The sequence below is a fragment of the Pseudoalteromonas xiamenensis genome, from assembly GCF_017638925.1.
Taxonomy (GTDB): domain Bacteria; phylum Pseudomonadota; class Gammaproteobacteria; order Enterobacterales; family Alteromonadaceae; genus Pseudoalteromonas; species Pseudoalteromonas xiamenensis.
The window spans coordinates 2161221-2181121 of record NZ_CP072133.1; the positions used below are offsets into that span (position 1 = coordinate 2161221).

The 19901-nt window shown below is 45.7% G+C and carries 18 protein-coding genes and 1 pseudogene; 10 read left to right on the top strand and 9 right to left on the bottom strand.

Features of this window, described 5'->3' with window-relative positions; translation table 11 throughout:
• Position 1: 1 nt before the first annotated feature.
• A complete protein-coding gene (locus J5O05_RS10450; RefSeq protein ID WP_208842016.1) occupies positions 2-484 on the bottom strand; it encodes a DUF2589 domain-containing protein in 483 nt (160 codons plus the stop codon).
• 131 nt (positions 485-615) lie between these two features.
• Positions 616-1332 carry an AraC family transcriptional regulator gene (locus tag J5O05_RS10455; protein ID WP_244369559.1) on the bottom strand — a complete coding sequence of 239 codons (717 nt, stop codon included), beginning with the start codon at positions 1330-1332 and terminating at the stop codon, positions 616-618.
• Between the two features lie 180 nt (positions 1333-1512).
• On the opposite strand from J5O05_RS10455, the gene J5O05_RS10460 reads away from it, so the two are divergent.
• Positions 1513-2694: an MFS transporter gene (locus J5O05_RS10460; protein WP_244369560.1), complete on the top strand. Its 1182-nt coding sequence runs from the start codon at positions 1513-1515 to the stop codon at positions 2692-2694.
• Here J5O05_RS10460 and J5O05_RS10465 read toward each other — a convergent pair.
• The 6 genes and pseudogenes from J5O05_RS10465 to J5O05_RS10490 form a co-directional block, all read right to left on the bottom strand.
• The gene (locus J5O05_RS10465; protein WP_208842017.1) at positions 2691-3992 is read right to left on the bottom strand and encodes a dicarboxylate/amino acid:cation symporter; all 1302 of its coding nucleotides are present in this window, start codon (positions 3990-3992) and stop codon (positions 2691-2693) included. The genes J5O05_RS10460 and J5O05_RS10465 overlap by 4 nt on opposite strands.
• 3 nt (positions 3993-3995) lie before the next feature.
• Positions 3996-4754: a substrate-binding periplasmic protein gene (locus tag J5O05_RS10470; protein WP_208842018.1), complete on the bottom strand. Its 759-nt coding sequence runs from the start codon at positions 4752-4754 to the stop codon at positions 3996-3998.
• A gap of 102 nt (positions 4755-4856) precedes the next feature.
• On the bottom strand, positions 4857-6011 hold the full coding sequence (locus J5O05_RS10475) for a DcaP family trimeric outer membrane transporter (RefSeq protein ID WP_208842019.1): 1155 nt from the start codon (positions 6009-6011) through the stop codon (positions 4857-4859).
• Positions 6012-6136: 125 nt separating this feature from the next.
• A complete protein-coding gene (locus J5O05_RS10480) occupies positions 6137-7651 on the bottom strand; it encodes a helix-turn-helix domain-containing protein (protein ID WP_208842020.1) in 1515 nt (504 codons plus the stop codon).
• Between the two features lie 287 nt (positions 7652-7938).
• Positions 7939-9384, bottom strand: a complete 1446-nt coding sequence (gene sthA, locus J5O05_RS10485; protein WP_208842021.1) for a Si-specific NAD(P)(+) transhydrogenase — start codon at positions 9382-9384, stop codon at positions 7939-7941.
• 40 nt (positions 9385-9424) lie between these two features.
• Positions 9425-10553 (bottom strand): annotated as a pseudogene (locus J5O05_RS10490) (acyl-CoA desaturase).
• Positions 10554-10954: 401 nt separating this feature from the next.
• Between J5O05_RS10490 and fabR the strand changes: the two are divergent.
• The 6 genes from fabR to J5O05_RS10520 all read left to right on the top strand — a co-directional run bounded on the left by fabR (position 10955) and on the right by J5O05_RS10520 (position 17390).
• Positions 10955-11560 carry an HTH-type transcriptional repressor FabR gene (gene fabR / locus J5O05_RS10495; RefSeq protein ID WP_208842022.1) on the top strand — a complete coding sequence of 202 codons (606 nt, stop codon included), beginning with the start codon at positions 10955-10957 and terminating at the stop codon, positions 11558-11560.
• Positions 11561-12034: 474 nt separating this feature from the next.
• Complete coding sequence (leuA, locus tag J5O05_RS10500; RefSeq protein WP_208842023.1) at positions 12035-13582, top strand: 2-isopropylmalate synthase; 1548 nt, start codon at positions 12035-12037, stop codon at positions 13580-13582.
• Complete coding sequence (gene leuB, locus J5O05_RS10505; RefSeq protein ID WP_208842024.1) at positions 13579-14658, top strand: 3-isopropylmalate dehydrogenase; 1080 nt, start codon at positions 13579-13581, stop codon at positions 14656-14658. Before leuA ends, leuB begins: the two co-directional genes overlap by 4 nt.
• 29 nt (positions 14659-14687) lie before the next feature.
• Entirely contained in the window at positions 14688-16091 is a 1404-nt protein-coding gene (gene leuC, locus J5O05_RS10510; protein WP_208842025.1) for a 3-isopropylmalate dehydratase large subunit, read from the top strand.
• Positions 16088-16705 carry a 3-isopropylmalate dehydratase small subunit gene (gene leuD, locus J5O05_RS10515; protein WP_208842026.1) on the top strand — a complete coding sequence of 206 codons (618 nt, stop codon included), beginning with the start codon at positions 16088-16090 and terminating at the stop codon, positions 16703-16705. The genes leuC and leuD overlap by 4 nt, the downstream gene beginning before the upstream one ends.
• 94 nt (positions 16706-16799) lie before the next feature.
• Positions 16800-17390 (top strand): hypothetical protein, encoded by a 591-nt coding sequence (locus J5O05_RS10520; RefSeq protein WP_208842027.1) that lies wholly within the window; start codon positions 16800-16802, stop codon positions 17388-17390.
• A 32-nt stretch (positions 17391-17422) separates the two neighbouring features.
• Here J5O05_RS10520 and J5O05_RS10525 read toward each other — a convergent pair whose 3' ends face one another.
• On the bottom strand, positions 17423-17833 hold the full coding sequence (locus tag J5O05_RS10525) for a hypothetical protein (RefSeq protein ID WP_208842028.1): 411 nt from the start codon (positions 17831-17833) through the stop codon (positions 17423-17425).
• Between the two features lie 60 nt (positions 17834-17893).
• On the opposite strand from J5O05_RS10525, the gene J5O05_RS10530 reads away from it, so the two are divergent.
• From J5O05_RS10530 to J5O05_RS10535, 3 genes are all read left to right on the top strand, one after another.
• On the top strand, positions 17894-18337 hold the full coding sequence (locus J5O05_RS10530; RefSeq protein ID WP_208842029.1) for a tellurite resistance TerB family protein: 444 nt from the start codon (positions 17894-17896) through the stop codon (positions 18335-18337).
• Between the two features lie 273 nt (positions 18338-18610).
• Positions 18611-18871 (top strand): hypothetical protein, encoded by a 261-nt coding sequence (locus tag J5O05_RS21875; protein WP_244369562.1) that lies wholly within the window; start codon positions 18611-18613, stop codon positions 18869-18871.
• Positions 18804-19886: a tyrosine-type recombinase/integrase gene (locus J5O05_RS10535; RefSeq protein WP_244369564.1), complete on the top strand. Its 1083-nt coding sequence runs from the start codon at positions 18804-18806 to the stop codon at positions 19884-19886. Before J5O05_RS21875 ends, J5O05_RS10535 begins: the two co-directional genes overlap by 68 nt.
• The last annotated feature ends 15 nt before the right edge of the window (positions 19887-19901 follow it).

Here is a 19901-nt window from a genome sequence, read left to right on the forward strand (position 1 = left end):
TTTAAAACAGTTTTAAGAGTTCATTTTGTAATTTGAGGTATGCTTCAGTTGCTTCGCCTGCCTCAAATTCAATTTCCATACTGGCGGTTCGTTCGCCTTTTTTCCCTGCTCGAGAGAACAAATCGGTGGAGAGAATTTTTTTTAGTTTGCCATCCGCATTTTCTTGCTCCTCTAAACTTTCGACACCATTGAGGCTGATATCGAACTTTGAGGTGAGCTTTTTGATTTTTATCGGATTGTTCTGAGTGAGTGTAATGAGTGGTACATGCAACTCTCGTTCAGGAGTTTCACCGTTCGCGCGTTTTTTATCCGCTTCAGGTCCAAAGGCGGGTACGCGAAATGAAATCATTTTTGGTCGCCCGTCTTCGTCAAACCACTCATAAATGTTTTGCAGCGTTTGCCGCTCGATTTGGTCTTGCGCTTCGGAAATGGAGCCCATGATGGCTTCAACTAAAGTTTGCAGTGTTAAGGTTTGTCCCGCCATGATTTCCTCAATGTAGTTGGGTCGTGTTAGTAAACCCATGATAGAGAAATGAATGTTGCGGCAATCGGCGATATAGCCGGAGGTTGCGGGGATTTAGCGGGATAACTAGGTCAATACAGCGAAGATTGCCATTAGGCGCGCAGTGAACGTTGCTTCACGTAGTGTCCAGGGGATTGTGAAAAGACCTTCTTAAAGGCGTGATTGAACGAGGCGGATGATTCATAGCCCAACTGATTTGCCACGGCTTGTTGAGAAAGGCCGGCGCTTAACAGTTCGATGGCACGCGCCGCCCGATATTTTTGTTTCCAGTCGCGAAAACTCATATCGAAATGTTTGTGGAATAAGCGGTTGAGAGTCCGACTGGATGCTCCTACTAAATCGCCCCATTGCTCTAAAGTACGTTGGCAGGATGGGTTACTGTGCAATTCACTGACAATCAAGGTTAAGCGTGGGTCACTGGCATGCGCAAAGAAAAATGCATTTTTGGGTGCGCTAAGCACTCGGTCAATGAAGACTTGAATGAATCGTTTTTTTGGTTCGTCGAGGTCATAATCCGTCGGCCAACGACACACTTCCAAAATCATCGCCCGCAACAGCTCATCGACATCCATAGTATACGCGGTATCGCCCAGCGCTTCACAAAATTCTAAATTAACGTAGACGCTCCGAAATGCACCGCCGTAGCGGCAATAACTTTCGTGAGCGACTTGAGGAGGGATCCAAAGGGCTTGTTGGGGAGGAATGACGAACGTACCTTGTTCAGTCACCATCGTGAGCACACCTTGGCTAATGTAAGCTAGTTGACCAAATGGGTGTGCGTGCAACGGAATATGCTCAAAGGGGGGCATCGTCGTTGGTCTTGGGAAAAGCGGTCTATCGAGTCTCTAGGCGGCGAAAGCGAGCAGGGACCGATTGCCACGTCACATTTGTCCGATCTGATAAATTATTTGTCATATTTGGTCATATTGGTCACTTATATAGCAGCGTAAACTATCTCTTGTGCTTAATCAATTTATCAGAGGGATAGGATGTCAAAGTCGAATACCAAAGCGTGGTGTTCACCATTTAGCTTTTTAGTGTTGTCCACCATCATAATGGCGGTCACCTTTTCTGGGTGGAATGCGATGCTCAATAACTTTGCTATCGAAACCGCGTCATTCAATGGGGCGAATATCGGTATGCTGCAATCGTTACGAGAGATACCGGGATTCCTCGCGTTTACGGCCATCTTTGTGTTGTTGGTACTGAAAGAGCAAACTTTTGCGTTGATCAGTTTATGTCTGATTTCAATCGGCGTTGCGATTACGGGTTTGTTTCCTACCGTTTATGGCTTATATGCGACTACCGTATTGATGTCAGTAGGGTTTCATTATTTTGAAACGTTAAACCAGTCGCTTAGTTTACAATGGTTTAGTAAAGATGAAGCGCCAGAAAAGCTGGGCAAATTGTTGTCTATCAAGTCGATGGCGTCGCTTGTAACGTTTGCGTTTGTGTGGGCGGGATTTAGCTGGTTCACCTTAGGGTATACTGCGATGTACATGATCATTGGTGGATTCGGTTTGCTGTTGACCGCCTATTTGACGTTGTCACACCCTTATTTTCCACAAAAGACAACACAGCATAAGAAGCTAATCTTAAGAAAAGAATACACCTTGTACTACTTGTTAACGTTCTTTTCTGGAGCACGTCGACAAATTTTTATGGTGTTTGCGGGTTTCTTGATGGTGGAAAAGTTCGGTTTTGATGTCGCACAAATTACGACGTTGTACATGCTTAACCACGTCATTAACATCTTCCTAGCGCCTAAAATTGGGCAAATGATCAGTCGCATTGGCGAACAACGCGCGCTCACGATTGAATACAGTGGTTTGATTGTGGTGTTCATTGGCTATGCGCTGGTGGAATCCAGTGAATTGGCCGCGACGCTGTATGTCGTTGACCATGTGTTCTTCGCGATGGCGATTGCACTGAAAACCTATTTTCAGAAAATTGCAGAGCCTGAAGACATTGCTTCAACAGCTGGGGTGAGTTTTACCATCAATCACATTGCTGCGGTTGTTATCCCTGCGGCATTCGGTATTGTGTGGTTGTACGACAATGCATTGGTGTTTTACTTTGGTGCAGCGCTGGCGGCATGTTCGCTGCTGCTTAGCCAAATGATCAATCGCCATCTGGCTAAGCGACAACTGACTCAAGCCGCAAGTTGCTAATGTGTTGAGACAAGCGGTGTTTGCATCGGGTGCGCCGGTTTCGGTAGCACCCAGGTCACAATTGCACAGGCACTATGTACGATAGCCATCACTCTAAATGGCGCGATGATAGGGTCTACCACCACAAACAGAATAAGTACCGCATCCAAAGGTAAACCGAGTGGTCCCGAGACCAAACTCAACATCGTTAGCATTGAAACACCCGATGACCCCGCCGTTGCGGTCCCTGCAAGCAAGGAACCGAGTACCACCACCATAAACACGCCGAACGTCAGATCCACGTTGTAGATTTGGATAACAAACATGGTCGCGAGCGCGAAATAGAGTGTCGGACCAATACGGCACAGATTGAAGGTGAGTGGAATAAGGAGATCCACACTTTGTTTGTCATAACCAAATTGTTCATGCATGGATTTTAATGCGCTTGGTAAACTGGCCATGGTGTTTGCTGTGCCAAGCGAAATCGTCATTGGTTCTTTTAGCGCCGTAAACGGCATAACCCAATGCTTTAAGCGCCAGCACATCAACGCGTAGACAATCAGAAACCATGAAATAAAGGCGAGTATTACGACGGGCACAAACTTGATCATAGCCACCAAGGCTTCGCCACCAATCTTCGACAATGTACTGGCAAGTAGACCACACAAACCGAATGGGAAGAGATACATCATCCATTGCACTATTTTTGTAAACGCAGCATAGATCCCTTCAAATGAGAGGCACAAATGGTCAGAGGCTTGTTGGCGAATTGCACCAATGGCAAAACCAAACAACAGTGCGAAGAACAACACTTTTACGGTATACCCGTGACTGAGTGCGGAAAAAATATTGGCGGGCACTAAGCTAAACAGAAATGCCTGAAGCATGGATTGTTCAGGAGGCGCTTCATACGGCGTATGCAAATCCACCACCAGATCGGCATTGGAGAAATCTTGAATGATTTGTCCAATGGCTTTTAGCGATTCCGTATCTAATTGGCTGCCAGGGGTGAAAATCGCACCAGCGAGTGCGCCAAGCGTGCTTGCGCCTAACAAACAGGCAAAAAAGACCAACGATAGGCGCAGCAGCAACCATTGGCTATTCGCTTGTTTCAACAGGCGACCAATACTGAGTGAGATAGCAGTAAGCAGAATAGGTAAAATACACATGGTCAGCACATCGAGGTAAAACTGACCTAGCGGCGCAACGATAGAAAGATATTGGGTGTCATATAGGCCAATGTAAATACCAACTAGCGCACCAAAGAAGACCGTCCAGCTCGAACGTAGCCATTGCAAATTTAAAGGGATCTTAGGCATGATTTAGTCTTCCTTTAGTTGGTTACGATGAATGTGTTCAATTAATTTGGGGTAATCAAACAACACTCTGTTGGCGGTTAATTCTAAGTTGAGGTTGTCCATGTACAGCTCCAACAGGTACTTCAAGTAACCCGCATCTCGCGAAACGGCGATACCTTTGTTATCAAAATCGTTGTCGAGCACCACGGTCATAACGTTGACTGCATCGTTATTGTTATCCACGATCACCTTTTTGATTTCCACTTCATCTCTGAAGGCTGCAACCACTTGTTGCTGGCGTACGGCGTTCACTGCGTCCTGCCACGTTGGGTAGGGCACTATCTCCATATGAACAAAACGTTGTTTGGCGTAATCTTCGTAAGAAGAATTGCCAATCACTGCGAGTTTCCCTTCTAAGGTTTGTATCGTTTCATATTTGGACCGTTTACCTTGTTGTTTTTGTAGTAGCACGCGATTGATTAGCAACGCTTTGCGCAGCCGGATGTAAGGCTTGGTAAAGAGGACTTTTTGTGCGCGATTAAAGGTGATTGACAGCTTGCAGATGGCAATGTCCGCTTTACCTTCTTCGACCATTTGGACAGCTTCGTTTAAAGTCTTTGCATGGCGTAAGAAGCGGGCAGGTATGCCAAGGTGGTTGGCGAAGCCTTGCATCAGCTCGACATCTAAGCCGGTCAGCGCGTTGTCTTGAGTGAAATAGAAAGGTGGTGTGTCGTGTTGATACATTGCGATGCGGAGTTCGCCTCGTTGTAAAATGGGCTTCAATGCTATTTTGCAATGTGTTTTTAGCCTGCGCAGCCAACATAAAAAAGCTTAGACACAGCGCAAACCATAAGCGTAAGCAGGTGTTCATTTTCGACTCCTTGTTTAAAATTGGTATTTCATCGAGGCCTGCAGGCGAGAACCATGGAGGTGCTGTGTCACCGTTGGTTGAGCGTATTGGGCGCGCTCAAACCACGACCATTCCAAGCCGAACTCCAGTACGTTGGAGGATTTCCAAATGGTATTAATGTGACTGGAAAGCAACGTATTCAGACGTTGGTTGTCTTGAAGAGAGGTTGGCAAATCAATCTTGAGTGCGCCAATACTTACGTTACTGCGTAGAGTCGGGAACCAATGATGTTGCAGGGCTAGATAACCGCCTTTGCTTGTTAATGCGTTGAGGGTTTGACCATCAAATGTTGCCGCGTAGCCACTTGCTTCTTGTAAATAGCGACCTAATCCCTTGCCACAGGTAAAGTGCCAGCGAAGATGAGTCGTCTCGCCAAAATACCAACGGCCGGACACCGCAGCTCCGCCCCCAAATACGTCATGAGTTTGCTGATTTTGCGTCACAGACAATTGGCGCAGGACGACTTGAACCGACCAATGGCCTTTACTGTGTTGCTGAAGTAGACGCAATGTTGCGTCGGGTAGGGTATCCGAAGAATAGGTTTGTACACCGCTTTCATTAATGACATCCGACTCAGGGTTTTCGAGGGAGGCTGAAAGGATGAATTGTTGCCAAGGTTGGCTGTAACGAATTTGTGTTTGGCGCACAAACGCTTGACCCGTATCGTTTGAGAAATCGAGGGTTTCGGGAAAACTGCGGACATCCACAAAATTTGACCAAGTCTGGCCAATTAACCATTGATTGCCGGAAAGGTAGGCGTGGCGTAATCGGCCCGTATCGCCATTTGCAATTCGTTCTATGCTGCTACTTGAGTGCGTGCCATTGGCAAAAAAGTCGCCTTCAATCACACCAGACACGTTATGTTGAGCATCTTGCCATTGCACTTTCAGTCGACTTTCTCGCATATGAAATCGACTGTAGGGTGAATCACTTCCAGCTTGAGTTGCGAGGTAATCTGCTCGGTCGCCACGTAGACCGGACAAGTCATAGATGGCATCAGCTTTGAGCATGCCTGATACCGAAATGGGGATCGAAAAATCACTGGCGGCAAGTACGGGCGTATGAACCAATGCCAGTAAAGCGAATTGGCACTGTGTGAGCGCCAAGCGGGGTTGTTTTGTTGCCAACATGATGTCTCCTTATTTAGAGTTGGGCAACACTAGCGTAAAAGATTACTCGGGTTATAAATCGGGAAAAGGCGGCTAAAAGTAGTTAAAAAGCATTATGTTGCAACAAAAAGCCAGCAGTTTGCTGGCTAGAGATGAAAGCGTTTTTTATACTCACGAGGCGTTTCGTTGGTGTAACGACGAAACACTTTCTCGAAATGACTTAGATCACCAAAACCGACATCCAGACACAAATCGGTGATCCGAATGTGAGGATTGGCTTCAATTTTAGATTTCGCTTTTTCGATACGTAATTCCGTCAAAATTTGCTTGAAACTGCGCTCTAAATTCTTTTTGAACAGGTACGACAGATGAGACGGACTGACGAAAGCATTACTCGCTACGTTGGTTAATGACAAATCCTGCTGCCATTGCTCACCAATATACTTAAGTGCTTTGGCGAGTCCCGGATGAAGATGAGCAAACGCTTCGTAATCTTCTCTATGTAATAACTGCACGCATTGCAATTGCAGTTCTAGCTTACGGTGTTGATTTGACTGAAGAGGAGAAGGCTCAGCTGGCGTTGGTGCACCGAGAATGTGTGGAGTGAGCGCATTTAAATCGTCAATGGATACCGGATTTTGTTTCGAAAATGTGAGGAGTTGAACTAACGTTTTCTCGAGCTCGGAGTAGTTACCAGGCCACTGATATTTACACAAAAAGTGCTTAGCAAGAGGTTCAACATACTGATCGTCAAACAATTTGTGCTGTTCTATCATTCGTTCAATGATCTCTGCAAGGTCGTTAGGTCTATCTCGCAGTGGTGGCACCACTAAAGTTAGGAAATCCAACCGTGTAAATAACGCGACGGAAAAACGCCCATCCCGAGTGAGTTGGGATAAGGACTGTGAAGTACTAACCATCACGCGAACGTCTCTTAAGCCACAAGCATCATGGTCGTCAGAACAGTCGGTCATCATATCTGCGAGTTGCAACTGAGCACTATAAGGGAGTTGGTCAATATGGCTAAGCAGCAAGGAGTCCGCGCGTGCTCTTCGCACAGAATCTTGAAAACGAGATAAAAACGATGCGACGTCATTTTGGAATAATTGGCAGTCTAGCTCGATAAATGCGCCTTGCCTCGACGGGTCGTTGAAATGGACCGCGCACGCGACGTTGAGCTTCTCACAGCCACTTTCGCCTTGCACAATAACGGGGTATCTGGCACTTGCTGCACGTTCTATTTGGCTATCGAGTTGAAAAATAGCATCACTAAAACCAATTAAGGGTAGAGTGCGACCAAGTTGCTTATCACAACGGTGATGGGTGCTGTTACGTTGGATAAGAAATGCAACTGCCTTGGAAATTTGGTGCAGGTGCTCTTGTGACAGTGATTTGATCACCTGTCGGCGAAATAAATTTAGTGCGCCCACTTGCCGGCGTTGATACATAATCGGAAAACTGCATATAGGTTGGTTAATGGCGCTCGGGGAGTGACCATAGACTAGTTGTTTGTGGTTGTCCCCCGCGACTTCAATGGTGAGCGAATCTGACGCAATCGGGGTGAGTTGTTGATGTAAATATTTAGTGAGTTCTACCGTCAATTCTGGCGTTGCAGAAGATTGAAAAGTAGAAGCAGATAGTGATTGTGAGCGAATATCCATGTATGACTCCAAAGTAAGCTCACCTTGTTATGTTTTTCCTTACTGCAAGCAATTTACTTGCCTTAAATGATTGCTATCTGAGTAAGTAATTAATTACTTTTCAAGGTGAACGGGTTGCCTTGGCGTTCAAATTACTGAATAGGCGAAGCTGGGTATCGGGGAAATCAACGGATAAATGATTACAATGTATTACAATCGGTTAACTTTTGAGTAATAAAAAAGGCAGGGAACCTGCCTTCGTGAAATAATCGGATGTGTGACCGCCGCGTGCTTGTTAGAGCTTGGTATTAGTCACACAATCGATTTAAGCCGTTTAATGCCGCAACACGATAGGCTTCAGCCATGGTTGGATAGTTAAACGTCGTGTTGACGAAATACTCGACATTATTACCGCCATTTTTCTGTTCCATAATAGCTTGGCCGATATGGATAATTTCGGACGCACGCTCACCAAAACAATGTACGCCGAGAATTTCTTTGGTATCTGCATGGAACAATATTTTTAGGCTACCCACTTCTGTGCCCGTGATTTGCGCGCGGGCCAAATGTTTGAATTGCGCACGCCCAACTTCATAGGGAATTTTAGCCGCAGTGAGCTCTTGCTCTGTTTTTCCAACGGAACTCATCTCTGGAATAGTGTATATCCCCGTTGGGATATCGATGATGAGCTTTTCATCTTTATTGCCGCGAATAATGGCATCTGCGGCAATACGGCCCTGATCAAAGGCTGCACTGGCCAAGCTTGGGTAACCAATGACATCGCCAACCGCGTAAATGTTATCAATCTCGGTTTGGTAGGCTTGATTCACTTTCAATTGACCACGTCCATCCGCTTTTAGACCCACCGCAGCAAGGTTTAGAGAATCCGTGTTACCTGTACGCCCATTGGCAAACAACAAGCAATCTGCTTTGACTTTTTTGCCCGAACGCAAATGTAAAATGACGCAATCTTCACGTGTTTCAACGTGATCAAACTCTTCATTGTGGCGAATAACAATACCATTGTTCCAAAAGTGGTAACTCAGCGCGTCAGAGATTTCATCGTCCATAAAGGCCAAAAGACGTTCACGAGTGTTTATCAAATCGACTTTGGCCCCAAGGCCTTTAAAGATTGACGCATATTCACAGCCAATGACACCAGCACCGTAAATCATGATGCGTTGTGGATCTGTTTTGAGACTTAAAATAGTATCGCTGTCGTAAACACGAGGGTGGTTAAAATCAATTTCTTTTGGACGATATGGCCTTGAGCCTGTGGCAATCACCACTATCGGCGCTGTAACCAATTCAAACGTGCCATCAGGGTGTGTGATTTTTACGGTGTATCGGTCGACAAAACTGGCATCACCTTGAAATAACGTGATGCGATTACGTTCATAGAAGCTAGAGCGCAGGCTGGCTTGTTTACCTATCACGTCGCTGGCGTGATTGAGAATATCTGAAAACGTCATACGCTGGTTGCGTTCAGAGATCCGATAAAATGGACTGGCTTTAAACTCAATAAAACGACTAACTGAGTGGCGCAGAGCTTTCGATGGAATTGTACCCCAATGCACGCAACCACCGCCTACTGCTTGCAGGCGCTCTACCACGGCGACGCGTTTATTGCGTTTGGACAAATTCATTGCCGCGCCTTCACCACCAGGGCCTGTGCCGATGATGATAGCGTCGTATTGGAATGCGGGTTTCGGTGTTTCGACAGATGTTGCTGTCGCTGGGTTGGTTTTTGCCACAGCCTCTCCTTACTTCTAATTTGAGGCTGTGACCAAAGGTTTAAGCGGCCTTCAGAAGCCTCGCGTTAAGCGCGAGCCAAGCTTGCTTTTGTGTTTGCCAAGCCTGTTCGAGTCTCTTGATATTGTTTTAGTAAAGCATGTTTATCGCATTGCGCTAACATGGCATTTTTCTTCACTTCTAAAACTTGTTTTTGCAAAGCACAGAAGGTCTGCAATTTTTTCAGAAGTAATTCATACTCTTGGTGTAACAATGTAAGCTTATCTTGCGCTAAAGGCAATTTTGCAAGACGACCTTGAGTACGATTCAGCAAGGTTTCTGCTTTCGCTTTCTCAATGCGTTCAACCGGTGTGCGTTTAAGTTTGCTCGCAAGGCCTAACATTGCCATGGTGCGAATAATCCATTTTGTCGGATCATAGTGATACCATTTAATGCCGTTACGATAATCACTGGCGAAAATGTGGTGGAAATTGTGGTATCCCTCGCCATAGGTGAATAACGCCAAGAAGCCGTTGTCGCGCGCGGTATTCTTTTCGGTGTAAGGACGCGAACCCCAAATGTGAGCGAGCGAGTTGATAAAGAAAGTAAAATGCTGACTTAACACCAACCTCAGTACACCACACAACAACAGCATGCCTACAAAATCGTCGAACAGCAGCCCTAGTAAGACGGGAATACCAATGTTCGTCAATAAGACTAATTTCATATAATGACGATGTTGCCACACGACGACGTTGTTTTTCTGTAAGTCTCTCGCATTGCTGTAATCGCCATAACTTTCCCCTTGATAGTCACGCAACATCCAACCGATATGGCTAAACCAGAAACCTTTGGTGGCGGCATAAGGATCTTTTTCTACGTCATCAACATGACCATGGTGTACGCGGTGATCAGAACTCCAATGCAACGCACTGTTTTGCAGTGCAAATGCACCACCAAGCGCAAAAATAACCTGTACGACGGGGTGGGCATCGTACGCTTTATGTGCCCACAAGCGGTGGTAACCTGCTGTGATAGACAGACCGGCATAAAACATACAGACAACAAAGGCAATCCAGTTCGCAGCAGTGTACCCGTATTCGAATCCATACCAAGGTACAAGGGTTACTGCCGCTAAAAACGACAGACTAAAAAATAGAATATTCTTCCAAATTAAAGGGGGATTTTTCATGACTTTTAAAATCTCAGCGTACAACTGTACGCTAAAATAGTCGCAAACCAGCGATGAGTCAATGTTAAGGGGACGTATTTTGGCAATAATTTGATCTATCGCAGCCTAGGAAATACCAGTGACGCAACGAAATAAGCACAAGCTCAACCTCACCATCTTGTGTTGAGTGTAGAACATGAAAATCGTGGTGACATAATCTGACTTAACAGCGGTGTTTAAATTGGGTGGTTGGCGTTGTTCGGTCATCGGCTATTTTCCGGATAAATAAGGTATTACTTGTATCGTTCAGCGAGCTTTGTTTTAATTTGCCTGTTATGCCAAAGCGCATTGGCAAAGTAGTCATTCTTTCCTATTTACGACAACAGAAGAACGCTTTCGGTCTTTTTCACTTGGAGAACGTCATGTCTGGCATTCGTGCTCAACAAAAACAAAAAACGCGTGAAGCACTAATTGAAGCCGCGTTTAACCAGTTAAGTGCGGAGCACAGTTTTTCCAATTTGAGTTTGCGTGAAGTGGCCAGAGAAGCGGGTATTGCACCAACATCGTTTTATCGACATTTTAAAGACATGAACGAGCTGGGTTTAACGATGGTCGACGAGGCTGGCTTAACGCTTCGCCAGTTAATGCGTCAAGCGCGCCGTCGAATTGCTAATGGTGGAAGCGTTATTCAAACGTCGGTAAATACGTTTATGGAATTTATCGATACCTCAAGTAACCAATTCCGGCTGCTTTTGCGCGAACGTTCAGGTACCTCGAAAGCATTTCGCGCGGCTGTAGCACGAGAGATTCAACATTTTATATTAGAATTAGCGCATTACTTAGAAAGCGAGACGCACTGCGAATCGCTCCACGCTTATATTCAAGCGGAGGCGATGGTCACTCTGGTCTTTAGTTCTGGCGCGGAAGCATTAGATCAAGACCAAGCACAGCGCAAAGAGCTTACCGAAAGATTGATCTGGCAACTACGTTACATCGCGCGTGGTGCGGGACATTATGGGTCATTGTAACATTCGTTCTTCCACACAACTCTTAAAGCACAACGCGTTGTTTCACTAACGTTTTGGCACACAAGTAAACCATTGGCTTACGCGGCGGCGATAGGCGCGAGTTTATTTACCCTTTTTGATAAAAAATTTTTCTGTCCCATATTCCCTTCATATTGGCTTGTCATTGGCTTAGTCCTTGTTGTTTTGCATTTATAATCCAATAATTTATTTTTATCTGTAATTTATAGCTTGTTTGTAATTGCTTTTCGCCTATAAGTTGAATTTTTTATGCTTGATTCGCTTTCCTTGTCCGTGGTACAAATTGACCAATTCATCGACAGGTATACTTTTAATGCAAATGTTCACTTTATTGTCACTACTCCTCAATCTGATTCTGCCAAGGTGCAGGAGCGGGGCGTAGTTGCGCATTAAGTAACCACATGTTTACCCCCGCACTAGCGGGGGTTTTTTATTTTTGGGAATGAGGAAACAGATATGCAGGACAAGGTTTGGATTTTTGACACGACATTACGAGACGGCGAACAGGCGTTAAAAGCGAGTCTAACGGAAACAGACAAGCTGCAACTCGCTCATGCTATCAGCCGCTTGAACGTCGACGTAATGGAAGTGGGTTTTCCGGTCTCGAGTCCTGCAGATTTTCGTGCAGTGCAACGCATTGCGACAGAGGTTAAAGGTCCTGTAATTTGTGGATTGGCGCGTGCTGTAGCAAAAGACATTGAAGCATGTGGTGAAGCACTTCGTCCTGCTGATCAAGGTCGTATTCACACGTTTATCGCGACGAGTCCGTTACACCTTGAGCATAAATTGCGAATGAGTTTGGCAGATGCAACAGAGATGGCGGTGAAATCCATCAAATTGGCACGCCAATACACCGACGATGTTGAGTTTTCGTGTGAAGATGCGGGTAGAACGCCACACGACCATTTATGTCGAATAGTGGAAGCTGCGATTAACGCGGGTGCTTCGACGATAAACTTGCCAGACACGGTTGGCTACGTCACACCGGATGAATACGCTGCGATGATTTATCACTTACGCAACAATGTGCCTAATATCGATAAGGCGCGTTTGAGTGTGCATTGCCACAATGACCTAGGCCTTGCCGTTGCGAATTCTATCGCGGCCGTTCAAGCGGGCGCGAGACAAATTGAGTGTACTATCAATGGTATTGGTGAACGTGCTGGCAATTGCTCATTAGAAGAAATTGCGATGATCATCAAAATGCGCCAAGACCATTTGAAAGTGCATACAGGCATTCGCGACGAAGAAATTTACCGTGCGTCACGTCAGGTGTCTAAGATCTGCAATATGCCGGTTCAACCTAACAAAGCCATTGTGGGTGAGAATGCATTTGCCCACAGTTCAGGTATTCACCAAGATGGCGTATTAAAAGCACAAAATACCTATGAAATCATGTCGCCAGAAAGTGTTGGTGTACCAAGTAATCAATTGAATATGACCTCACGTTCAGGCCGCCATGTAATTGAACATCGCTTGGAAGAGCTTGGGTATCAAAAGGGCGATTATGATATGGATAGCTTATACGAGAGCTTCCTAGCGCTTGCCGATCAAAAAGGAACCGTCTACGACTACGACCTTGAAGCGATGATTTATTTTAATCAAATTAACGATAAAGATGAGCACTACCAGTTGCAGTTTGTGAACTCCACGTCCAATTCACAGTCAGTGGCCAGTGCAACTATCGGTATGACTATTGGTGGTGTTGCCAGTCAAGAAGCCGCGACGGGTAATGGCCCTGTCGAAGCGTCGTTCCTAGCCATTGAGCGTGTCACTGGCATGGAAGTGGAGATCATTGAATACAACTTAGATGCCACAGGACAAGGGGCAAGCTCCTTAGGTCAAGTTGACATCATCGCCAAATATGACGGACGTCAATATCACGGTGCAGGCCTTGCCGCGGATATCGTGGAAGCGTCGGTGAGAGCCTTAATTCGCGTGTACAACCTAATTTACCGTGCACAACAAGTATCTGATTTAAAGCAACAAAGGAAAGCAGGATGAGCCAACCAAGTTATCAAGTAGCCGTTTTACCAGGTGATGGGATCGGTCCAGAAGTTATGGCGGCAGCGGAGCAAGTGCTCGATGCGGTAAGTCAAAAATTTAATTTCCATTTGACGATGCAACACCAATTGGTTGGCGGTGCGGCCATTGACGCGCATGGTGAAGCGCTGCCTGATGTCACGTTGAAAGCCTGTGAAGCGGCGGATGCCATCTTATTTGGCTCAGTTGGTGGTCCAAAGTGGGAGCATCTTCCACCTCATCAGCAACCTGAACGTGCATCGTTATTACCTCTGCGTAAGCACTTTAGTCTTTTTTGTAATTTGCGTCCGGCTCAATTGTTACCCGCATTAAGTGCCGCATCACCATTGCGTGCGGATATTAGTGCCAAAGGGTTTGATATTCTGTGCGTGCGCGAACTCACTGGTGGTATCTACTTTGGTGAGAAGGGGCGTTCAGGCGAAGGTGCAGAAGAAGCGGCTTTTGACACGCAACGTTATGCTCGAGCAGAAATAGAGCGTATTGCTCGCTTCGCCTTTGAGGCGGCTCGGTTGCGTAGTAATCACGTCACTTCAGTGGACAAAGCCAACGTTTTAGCATCTAGCGTGCTTTGGCGAGAAGTTGTCATTGAAGTCAGTAAAGACTATCCCGACGTCACGCTTGCTCATATTTACATTGATAACGCAGCAATGCAGTTGGTTAAACAACCAAGTCAGTTTGATGTGCTACTGTGCGATAACTTATTTGGTGACATTTTATCGGATGAATGCGCCATGATCACCGGCTCTATGGGGTTATTACCATCCGCGAGCGTGAATCAATCAGGCTTTGGCTTGTATGAACCAGCTGGTGGCTCTGCGCCAGATATCGCGGGCAAGGGGATTGCAAATCCGATTGCACAAATTCTAAGTGCAGCTCTGATGCTACGTTACTCGCTTGGTCAAGATGAAGCGGCTCGCTGTATTGAAAAAGCCGTCGCTGAAGCCGTGGCTGCGGGCGTCGGCACACCGGATATCTATCCAAATGCAGGTTACACGACGTTAGACGTTGCTAAAGCAATCGTACAGCGAATCGCGTAGTTTCTCTCCAGAATGTAAGGATGTAGCAAGTGGCACAAACACTTTACGATAAAATTTGGCAAGCGCATGTGGTTGAGAAAATAAATGCGCAAACGGATTTACTTTATATTGACCGTCATTTAGTCCATGAGGTGACCTCACCGCAAGCTTTTGCGGGATTGCGTGAGCAAGGTCGCAATGTCCGATGTCCAGAGAAAACCTTTGCGACAATGGATCATAACGTCTCAACGAAAAGTCGATCTTTGGATGCGGCAAGCGAAGTTTCTCGCAATCAGTTGTTAGCATTGGCTAAAAACTGTGAAGAGTTCGGGATCACGTTGTACGACCTTAATTCAATCAATCAAGGCATTGTTCACGTCATGGGGCCTGAGCTTGGCGTTACATTACCAGGAACGACCATTGTCTGTGGTGACAGCCACACATCAACGCATGGTGCGTTTGGTGCGTTGGCGCACGGGATTGGCACGTCTGAAGTTGAACACGTTTTAGCGACCCAAACATTGCAACAGAAGAAAGCCAAATCATTAAAAATTGAAGTGAAAGGCACGCTTCGCCCGACAGTGACGGCGAAGGACTTAATTCTTGCTGTCATTGGTAAGCTGGGCACTGCTGGCGGCACAGGATACGTTGCGGAGTTCTGTGGCACAGCAATTGAAGCACTGTCAATGGAAGCGCGAATGACGCTTTGTAATATGAGCATTGAAATGGGCGCCAAAGCGGGTTTAATTGCGCCGGATGAAATCACCTTTGCCTATTTGGAAGGTCGTCAATTTGCACCGAAGGGAGAGGACTTCACCAAAGCCGTTGCGTATTGGCGAACGTTGTGTACCGATGAAGGCGCGGTATTTGACCACACAGTGACCTTACATGCCGATGAAATTCAACCGCAAGTCACGTGGGGCACCAGTCCAGAACAAGTGATAGGCATTGATGAATTAGTGCCAAACCCAGATGTTGAACCTGATCTAATCAAAGCTGACGCAATGCGCTCAGCGTTGAAATACATGGGGCTAGAAGCGGGCCAGAAACTAAGTGATGCGAAAGTTGATACCGTGTTTATTGGTTCATGTACAAACAGCCGTATCGAAGACTTACGGGCAGCGGCGGAAATCGTGAAAGGTAAAAAAGTCGCAGAAGGGGTGGAAGCCTTGGTGGTGCCTGGGTCTGGCTTAGTGAAGCAGCAAGCGGAACAAGAAGGGTTAGCAGACATTTTCGTTGCTGCAGGGTTCGAATGGCGAGAGCCAGGGTGTTCAATGTGTCTGGCGATGAATGATGACCGTTTGAGACCAGGTAAGCGCTGTGCATCTACATCGAACCGCAATTTTGAAGGTCGTCAAGGGCGAGGTGGACGAACGCATCTAGTGAGTCCTGCAATGGCTGCGGCGGCTGCGATTGCGGGTCACTTTACGGATATTCGAGGAGAAGCAGTATGAGCATCTATCACCATGGATTAGTTGCACCGCTTGATAAAAACAATGTGGATACGGACCAAATTATTCCCAAGCAGTTTTTGACTTCGACGAGTCGTGATGGTTTTGATGCCGCGTTGTTTTACGATTGGCGTTACCTGGATAATGGTCAACCTGATCCGGCGTTTGTGTTGAACTTCCCTCAATATCAAGGGGCGAGTGTTTTGTTAACGCGCGATAATTTTGGCTGTGGTTCGTCTCGTGAACACGCGCCTTGGGCGTTAAAACAATATGGCTTTAACGTGATTCTGGCAGAAAGCTTTGCGGATATTTTCTTCAACAACTGTGGTAACAATCAAATGTTGTGCGTTGCGTTACCCGTCGCGACGATAGATGCACTGTTTGCGGTGTGTGAAGCGAACGAACAAGTGCACATTGAAATTGATTTAGAAAATCAGTTGATCCACTCGCCGGACTTTGAGGCTATTCATTTTGATGTCCGACCGGATATTAAAGCGCGTCTACTTAGTGGCCTTGATTTTATCGGCGAGACGGAACAACTAAACGCCGCAATTGATGCTTACGAAGCGAACCTTGCAAAAGAGCGACCTTGGCAAGAAGCGTGGTATCTCGCTTAAACTGAGCGCTTATCCGTGTTCATTAATCGCATTCGTATATTCAAAAAGCCAAAGGGCATTTACCCTTTGGCTTTTGTTATTTTAGGTACGTTGAATGAAAAGCTTTGTCGCATTGAGTTTGTTGCTGAGTAGTGCCTCAGCGTTGGCACGTCCCGCGCCTTTAGTTTCAATTCCAACCCATGATGCATTTTTCAATCATTTATCCGCGCTGTGTGGCAAAGCCTTTCAAGGTAAAGTGGTGGTCGATAACCAAGGCCCGAGTAAGTTTGATACAGCCAAATTAGTGATGCACGTGCGCCGTTGTAACGAGAAAGAGCTACAGATCCCCTTTCATGTAGGTGAAGACGCTTCTCGTACTTGGATTATCACTAAAACGGGTAGTGGCTTAAGCTTAAAACACGATCATCGTCACGAGGATGGCAGTGACGACACGTCGACCATGTATGGCGGCCATACTACCGATGCGGGCTTCAACCAAGTTCAGTCTTTCCCAGCCGACCAATATTCCAAAGAGTTGTTTGCGCGCTTAGGTATGGCGCAATCGATCACCAATATTTGGCAGATGTATGTGTACGACCATACGTTTAGTTATCGCTTAATTCGAGAAGGGCGAGAGTTCAGAGTGGACTTTGACCTGACTAAACCAGTTACACCGCCAAAAGCGCCATGGGGTTATGAAGACTAGTTGATTGCAGAAGATGTTGAAATTACGGCCAATTACGGTTTGGCCGTTGAATTATCGCCGGTGTTTTTCAGCATTTCGATAGAGAGTGATTTTGGCTTTTCGCAGCGTATCCACACGAGTAAGTTGGGCTGAAATGGACGAATCTTTTGAGGAAAACGGTCAAAATCTTGAATACCGTTTTTGATGGTTAGAACGGGATCGTTAGCTTGGCAAAGACGTTCAGCATGACGCAATAAAAAGGTACTTTGTTGTTGAAAATGGGCATAACTGTCGCTATCAATACTGACAAGGAAACTCTCGTCTGAATAGCGAGTCTGAGTATAATGAACCTGATGATCAAAATCATATAGGCGTTCGGCTTGCCCCAACGGCACGGGCGTTGACGAACATCCCGCTAGAATGAGAATGGTTGTGAGCGCAAATAGGCGTTTATTGAAAGGCATGATGTTCCTTTTACGACAGATCCTTTGTCACTAGTGTAGCTTAGAATGAATGGAGACAACATGCTCGCGAAAATTAAAAATTGGTTATGTATCAGTGATCAAAGCTCTGGTATTCCCAAGCATGAATTCAATCTTGCACTGGGCGCGTTGCTGGTGGAGGTGATGCAAGCCGACCAGAATTTGCATCCGGAAGAGCAAGCCTTAGCGATTCGTGTATTGCAAAATCGATTAGCTCTAACGTCGCAAGAAGCTGAAGAACTTGTGCGAGATGCGAAGGGTAAAGTGGATGAAGCCATCGACCTTTATGCCTTTTCTAAAGCGATAAACAATCAAACCAGCAGTGAAGAGCGTATTGAGATCTTAACCTTGTTGTGGCAAATGGCTTTAGCGGATGGCGAAATAGACAGTCATGAAGAACATCTTATCCGTCGCATTGCTGGGCTTTTGTATGTCACGCATGAGGATTTTATAGTGGCTAAGTTAAGAGCTAAAAAACGAGAATAATATAAAAAATAGGGGAAGGAAAAATGGTCGGCATAGCAGGATTTGAACCTGCGACCCCTGACACCCCATAAAAATAACCTGTGCAGATACGTGTACGAAAGTGCGTGAAAGTGACGCAACGTGAAGTGTTGGCTAACTATATAACCAATTGTTCTTGATGAAAAATGTAGCTTTAATTATATCTAGTGAACGAACGTGAATGAGCGTGCGCAAAAAATAGATGGTGCGATAACTATGCGATAAATTTTTTGCTTTAAACTAGGTGTGCGAAAAATGGCTTCAATTTCTGCAAAATTAACCGAATCGGTTATCAAAAGTATTCCTCTTGAAATCACTCGTGTAACCGACACTGAGCTGTCTGGTTTTTATCTCAATGTAGGCAAACCAAACAAAGATGGTAAGCGCTCATTAGTGTATTACCTTTACTACCGTATTGGTGGTAGAGAACTCGAAAGAGAGACGCTTAGTGCTTGGTCGTTCGCCTGCGTTAAGTGCATTGAAAGCAAGAGAGTTAGCAAAACAATATATTGGTGATGTCTCTCGCGGTATCGATGTATTTCTAGAGCAAAAAAAGCAAGCTGAAGCGCAAGCACAAGAAATGAATACACCGACGGTACAAGCACTCGCATCTGAGTTCCTACAACGCTACATCAAGCCAAAACGCAAAGACCCTGACGAAATCGAACGTATGTTTGCAAAAGACGTACTACCTTTAATCGGGGCTGTTAAGCTCAAAGACATCACTCGACGCGATATTATCAGCAAAGTATTAGACCCAATCACAGACCGAGGTTCTGGCACGCAAGCCAATAAAACCCTCTCAATTTTAAAACAGATGTTTGATTTTGGCGTTGATCGCGATTTACTGCAGGGTAATCCCTTAGCCTCACTCAAGCGCAAAAATATAGGTGGCGAAGAAAAGTCACGAACAAGAGCGCTGGAATTTGAAGAAATTCTGCAAGTGTTCGGGCGGCTTCCAAAACTAGGTGTCAGCGCTCAAGTGATTTATGCACTCAAGTTTATCGTGCTGACAGGGTGTAGGCCGCAAGAGGTGACTGGCGCGAAATGGGAAGAGTTCGACTTCGATAAAATGATGTGGACGATCCCAGCAGAGCGAGTTAAGCAGAAAAAAGGCGGTGAGCGTATTCACAAAGTACCTATCAATCCAAATATGGTGATTTTACTTGATGAACTGCGAGCTGCATTTAGTTACCTTAGCTCAGAATATGTCTTCCCTAGCACTACCTGTATTAACGTCAAACCTGGTGAACAGCCTATTGATAGACATTCATTATCGAAAGCAATTAACCGGAAGCACAAAGAGCTAGGAGTGCCTAAATTTGTTCCACATGATTTAAGGCGAACGCTAGCAACGCGATTAGGTGATAAAGATATTGGTGCAGATCCGATTGTTGTCGAGAAGATACTAAACCATGAGCTTCAAGGGGTTCAAAAGGTTTATAATTTGCAAGAGTATATGGAGGAAAGGCGACAGGCACTTTTAGATTGGGGAACAAAGTTAACTGAAAATGTCATATCGTTTAGGTAGTTTACGTAAGCTGTT

Bases quoted from the DNA above. Each gene is read 5' to 3' on its own strand.
- J5O05_RS10450 (WP_208842016.1), bottom strand. From the start codon at position 484: ATGGCGGGACAAACCTTAACACTGCAAACTTTAGTTGAAGCCATCATG.
- J5O05_RS10455 (WP_244369559.1), bottom strand. From the start codon at position 1,332: ATGCCCCCCTTTGAGCATATTCCGTTGCACGCACACCCATTTGGTCAA.
- J5O05_RS10460 (WP_244369560.1), top strand. From the start codon at position 1,513: ATGTCAAAGTCGAATACCAAAGCGTGGTGTTCACCATTTAGCTTTTTA.
- J5O05_RS10465 (WP_208842017.1), bottom strand. From the start codon at position 3,992: ATGCCTAAGATCCCTTTAAATTTGCAATGGCTACGTTCGAGCTGGACG.
- J5O05_RS10475 (WP_208842019.1), bottom strand. From the start codon at position 6,011: ATGTTGGCAACAAAACAACCCCGCTTGGCGCTCACACAGTGCCAATTC.
- J5O05_RS10480 (WP_208842020.1), bottom strand. From the start codon at position 7,651: ATGGATATTCGCTCACAATCACTATCTGCTTCTACTTTTCAATCTTCT.
- fabR (WP_208842022.1), top strand. From the start codon at position 10,955: ATGTCTGGCATTCGTGCTCAACAAAAACAAAAAACGCGTGAAGCACTA.
- leuA (WP_208842023.1), top strand. From the start codon at position 12,035: ATGCAGGACAAGGTTTGGATTTTTGACACGACATTACGAGACGGCGAA.
- leuB (WP_208842024.1), top strand. From the start codon at position 13,579: ATGAGCCAACCAAGTTATCAAGTAGCCGTTTTACCAGGTGATGGGATC.
- leuD (WP_208842026.1), top strand. From the start codon at position 16,088: ATGAGCATCTATCACCATGGATTAGTTGCACCGCTTGATAAAAACAAT.
- J5O05_RS10520 (WP_208842027.1), top strand. From the start codon at position 16,800: ATGAAAAGCTTTGTCGCATTGAGTTTGTTGCTGAGTAGTGCCTCAGCG.
- J5O05_RS10525 (WP_208842028.1), bottom strand. From the start codon at position 17,833: ATGCCTTTCAATAAACGCCTATTTGCGCTCACAACCATTCTCATTCTA.
- J5O05_RS10530 (WP_208842029.1), top strand. From the start codon at position 17,894: ATGCTCGCGAAAATTAAAAATTGGTTATGTATCAGTGATCAAAGCTCT.
- J5O05_RS21875 (WP_244369562.1), top strand. From the start codon at position 18,611: ATGGCTTCAATTTCTGCAAAATTAACCGAATCGGTTATCAAAAGTATT.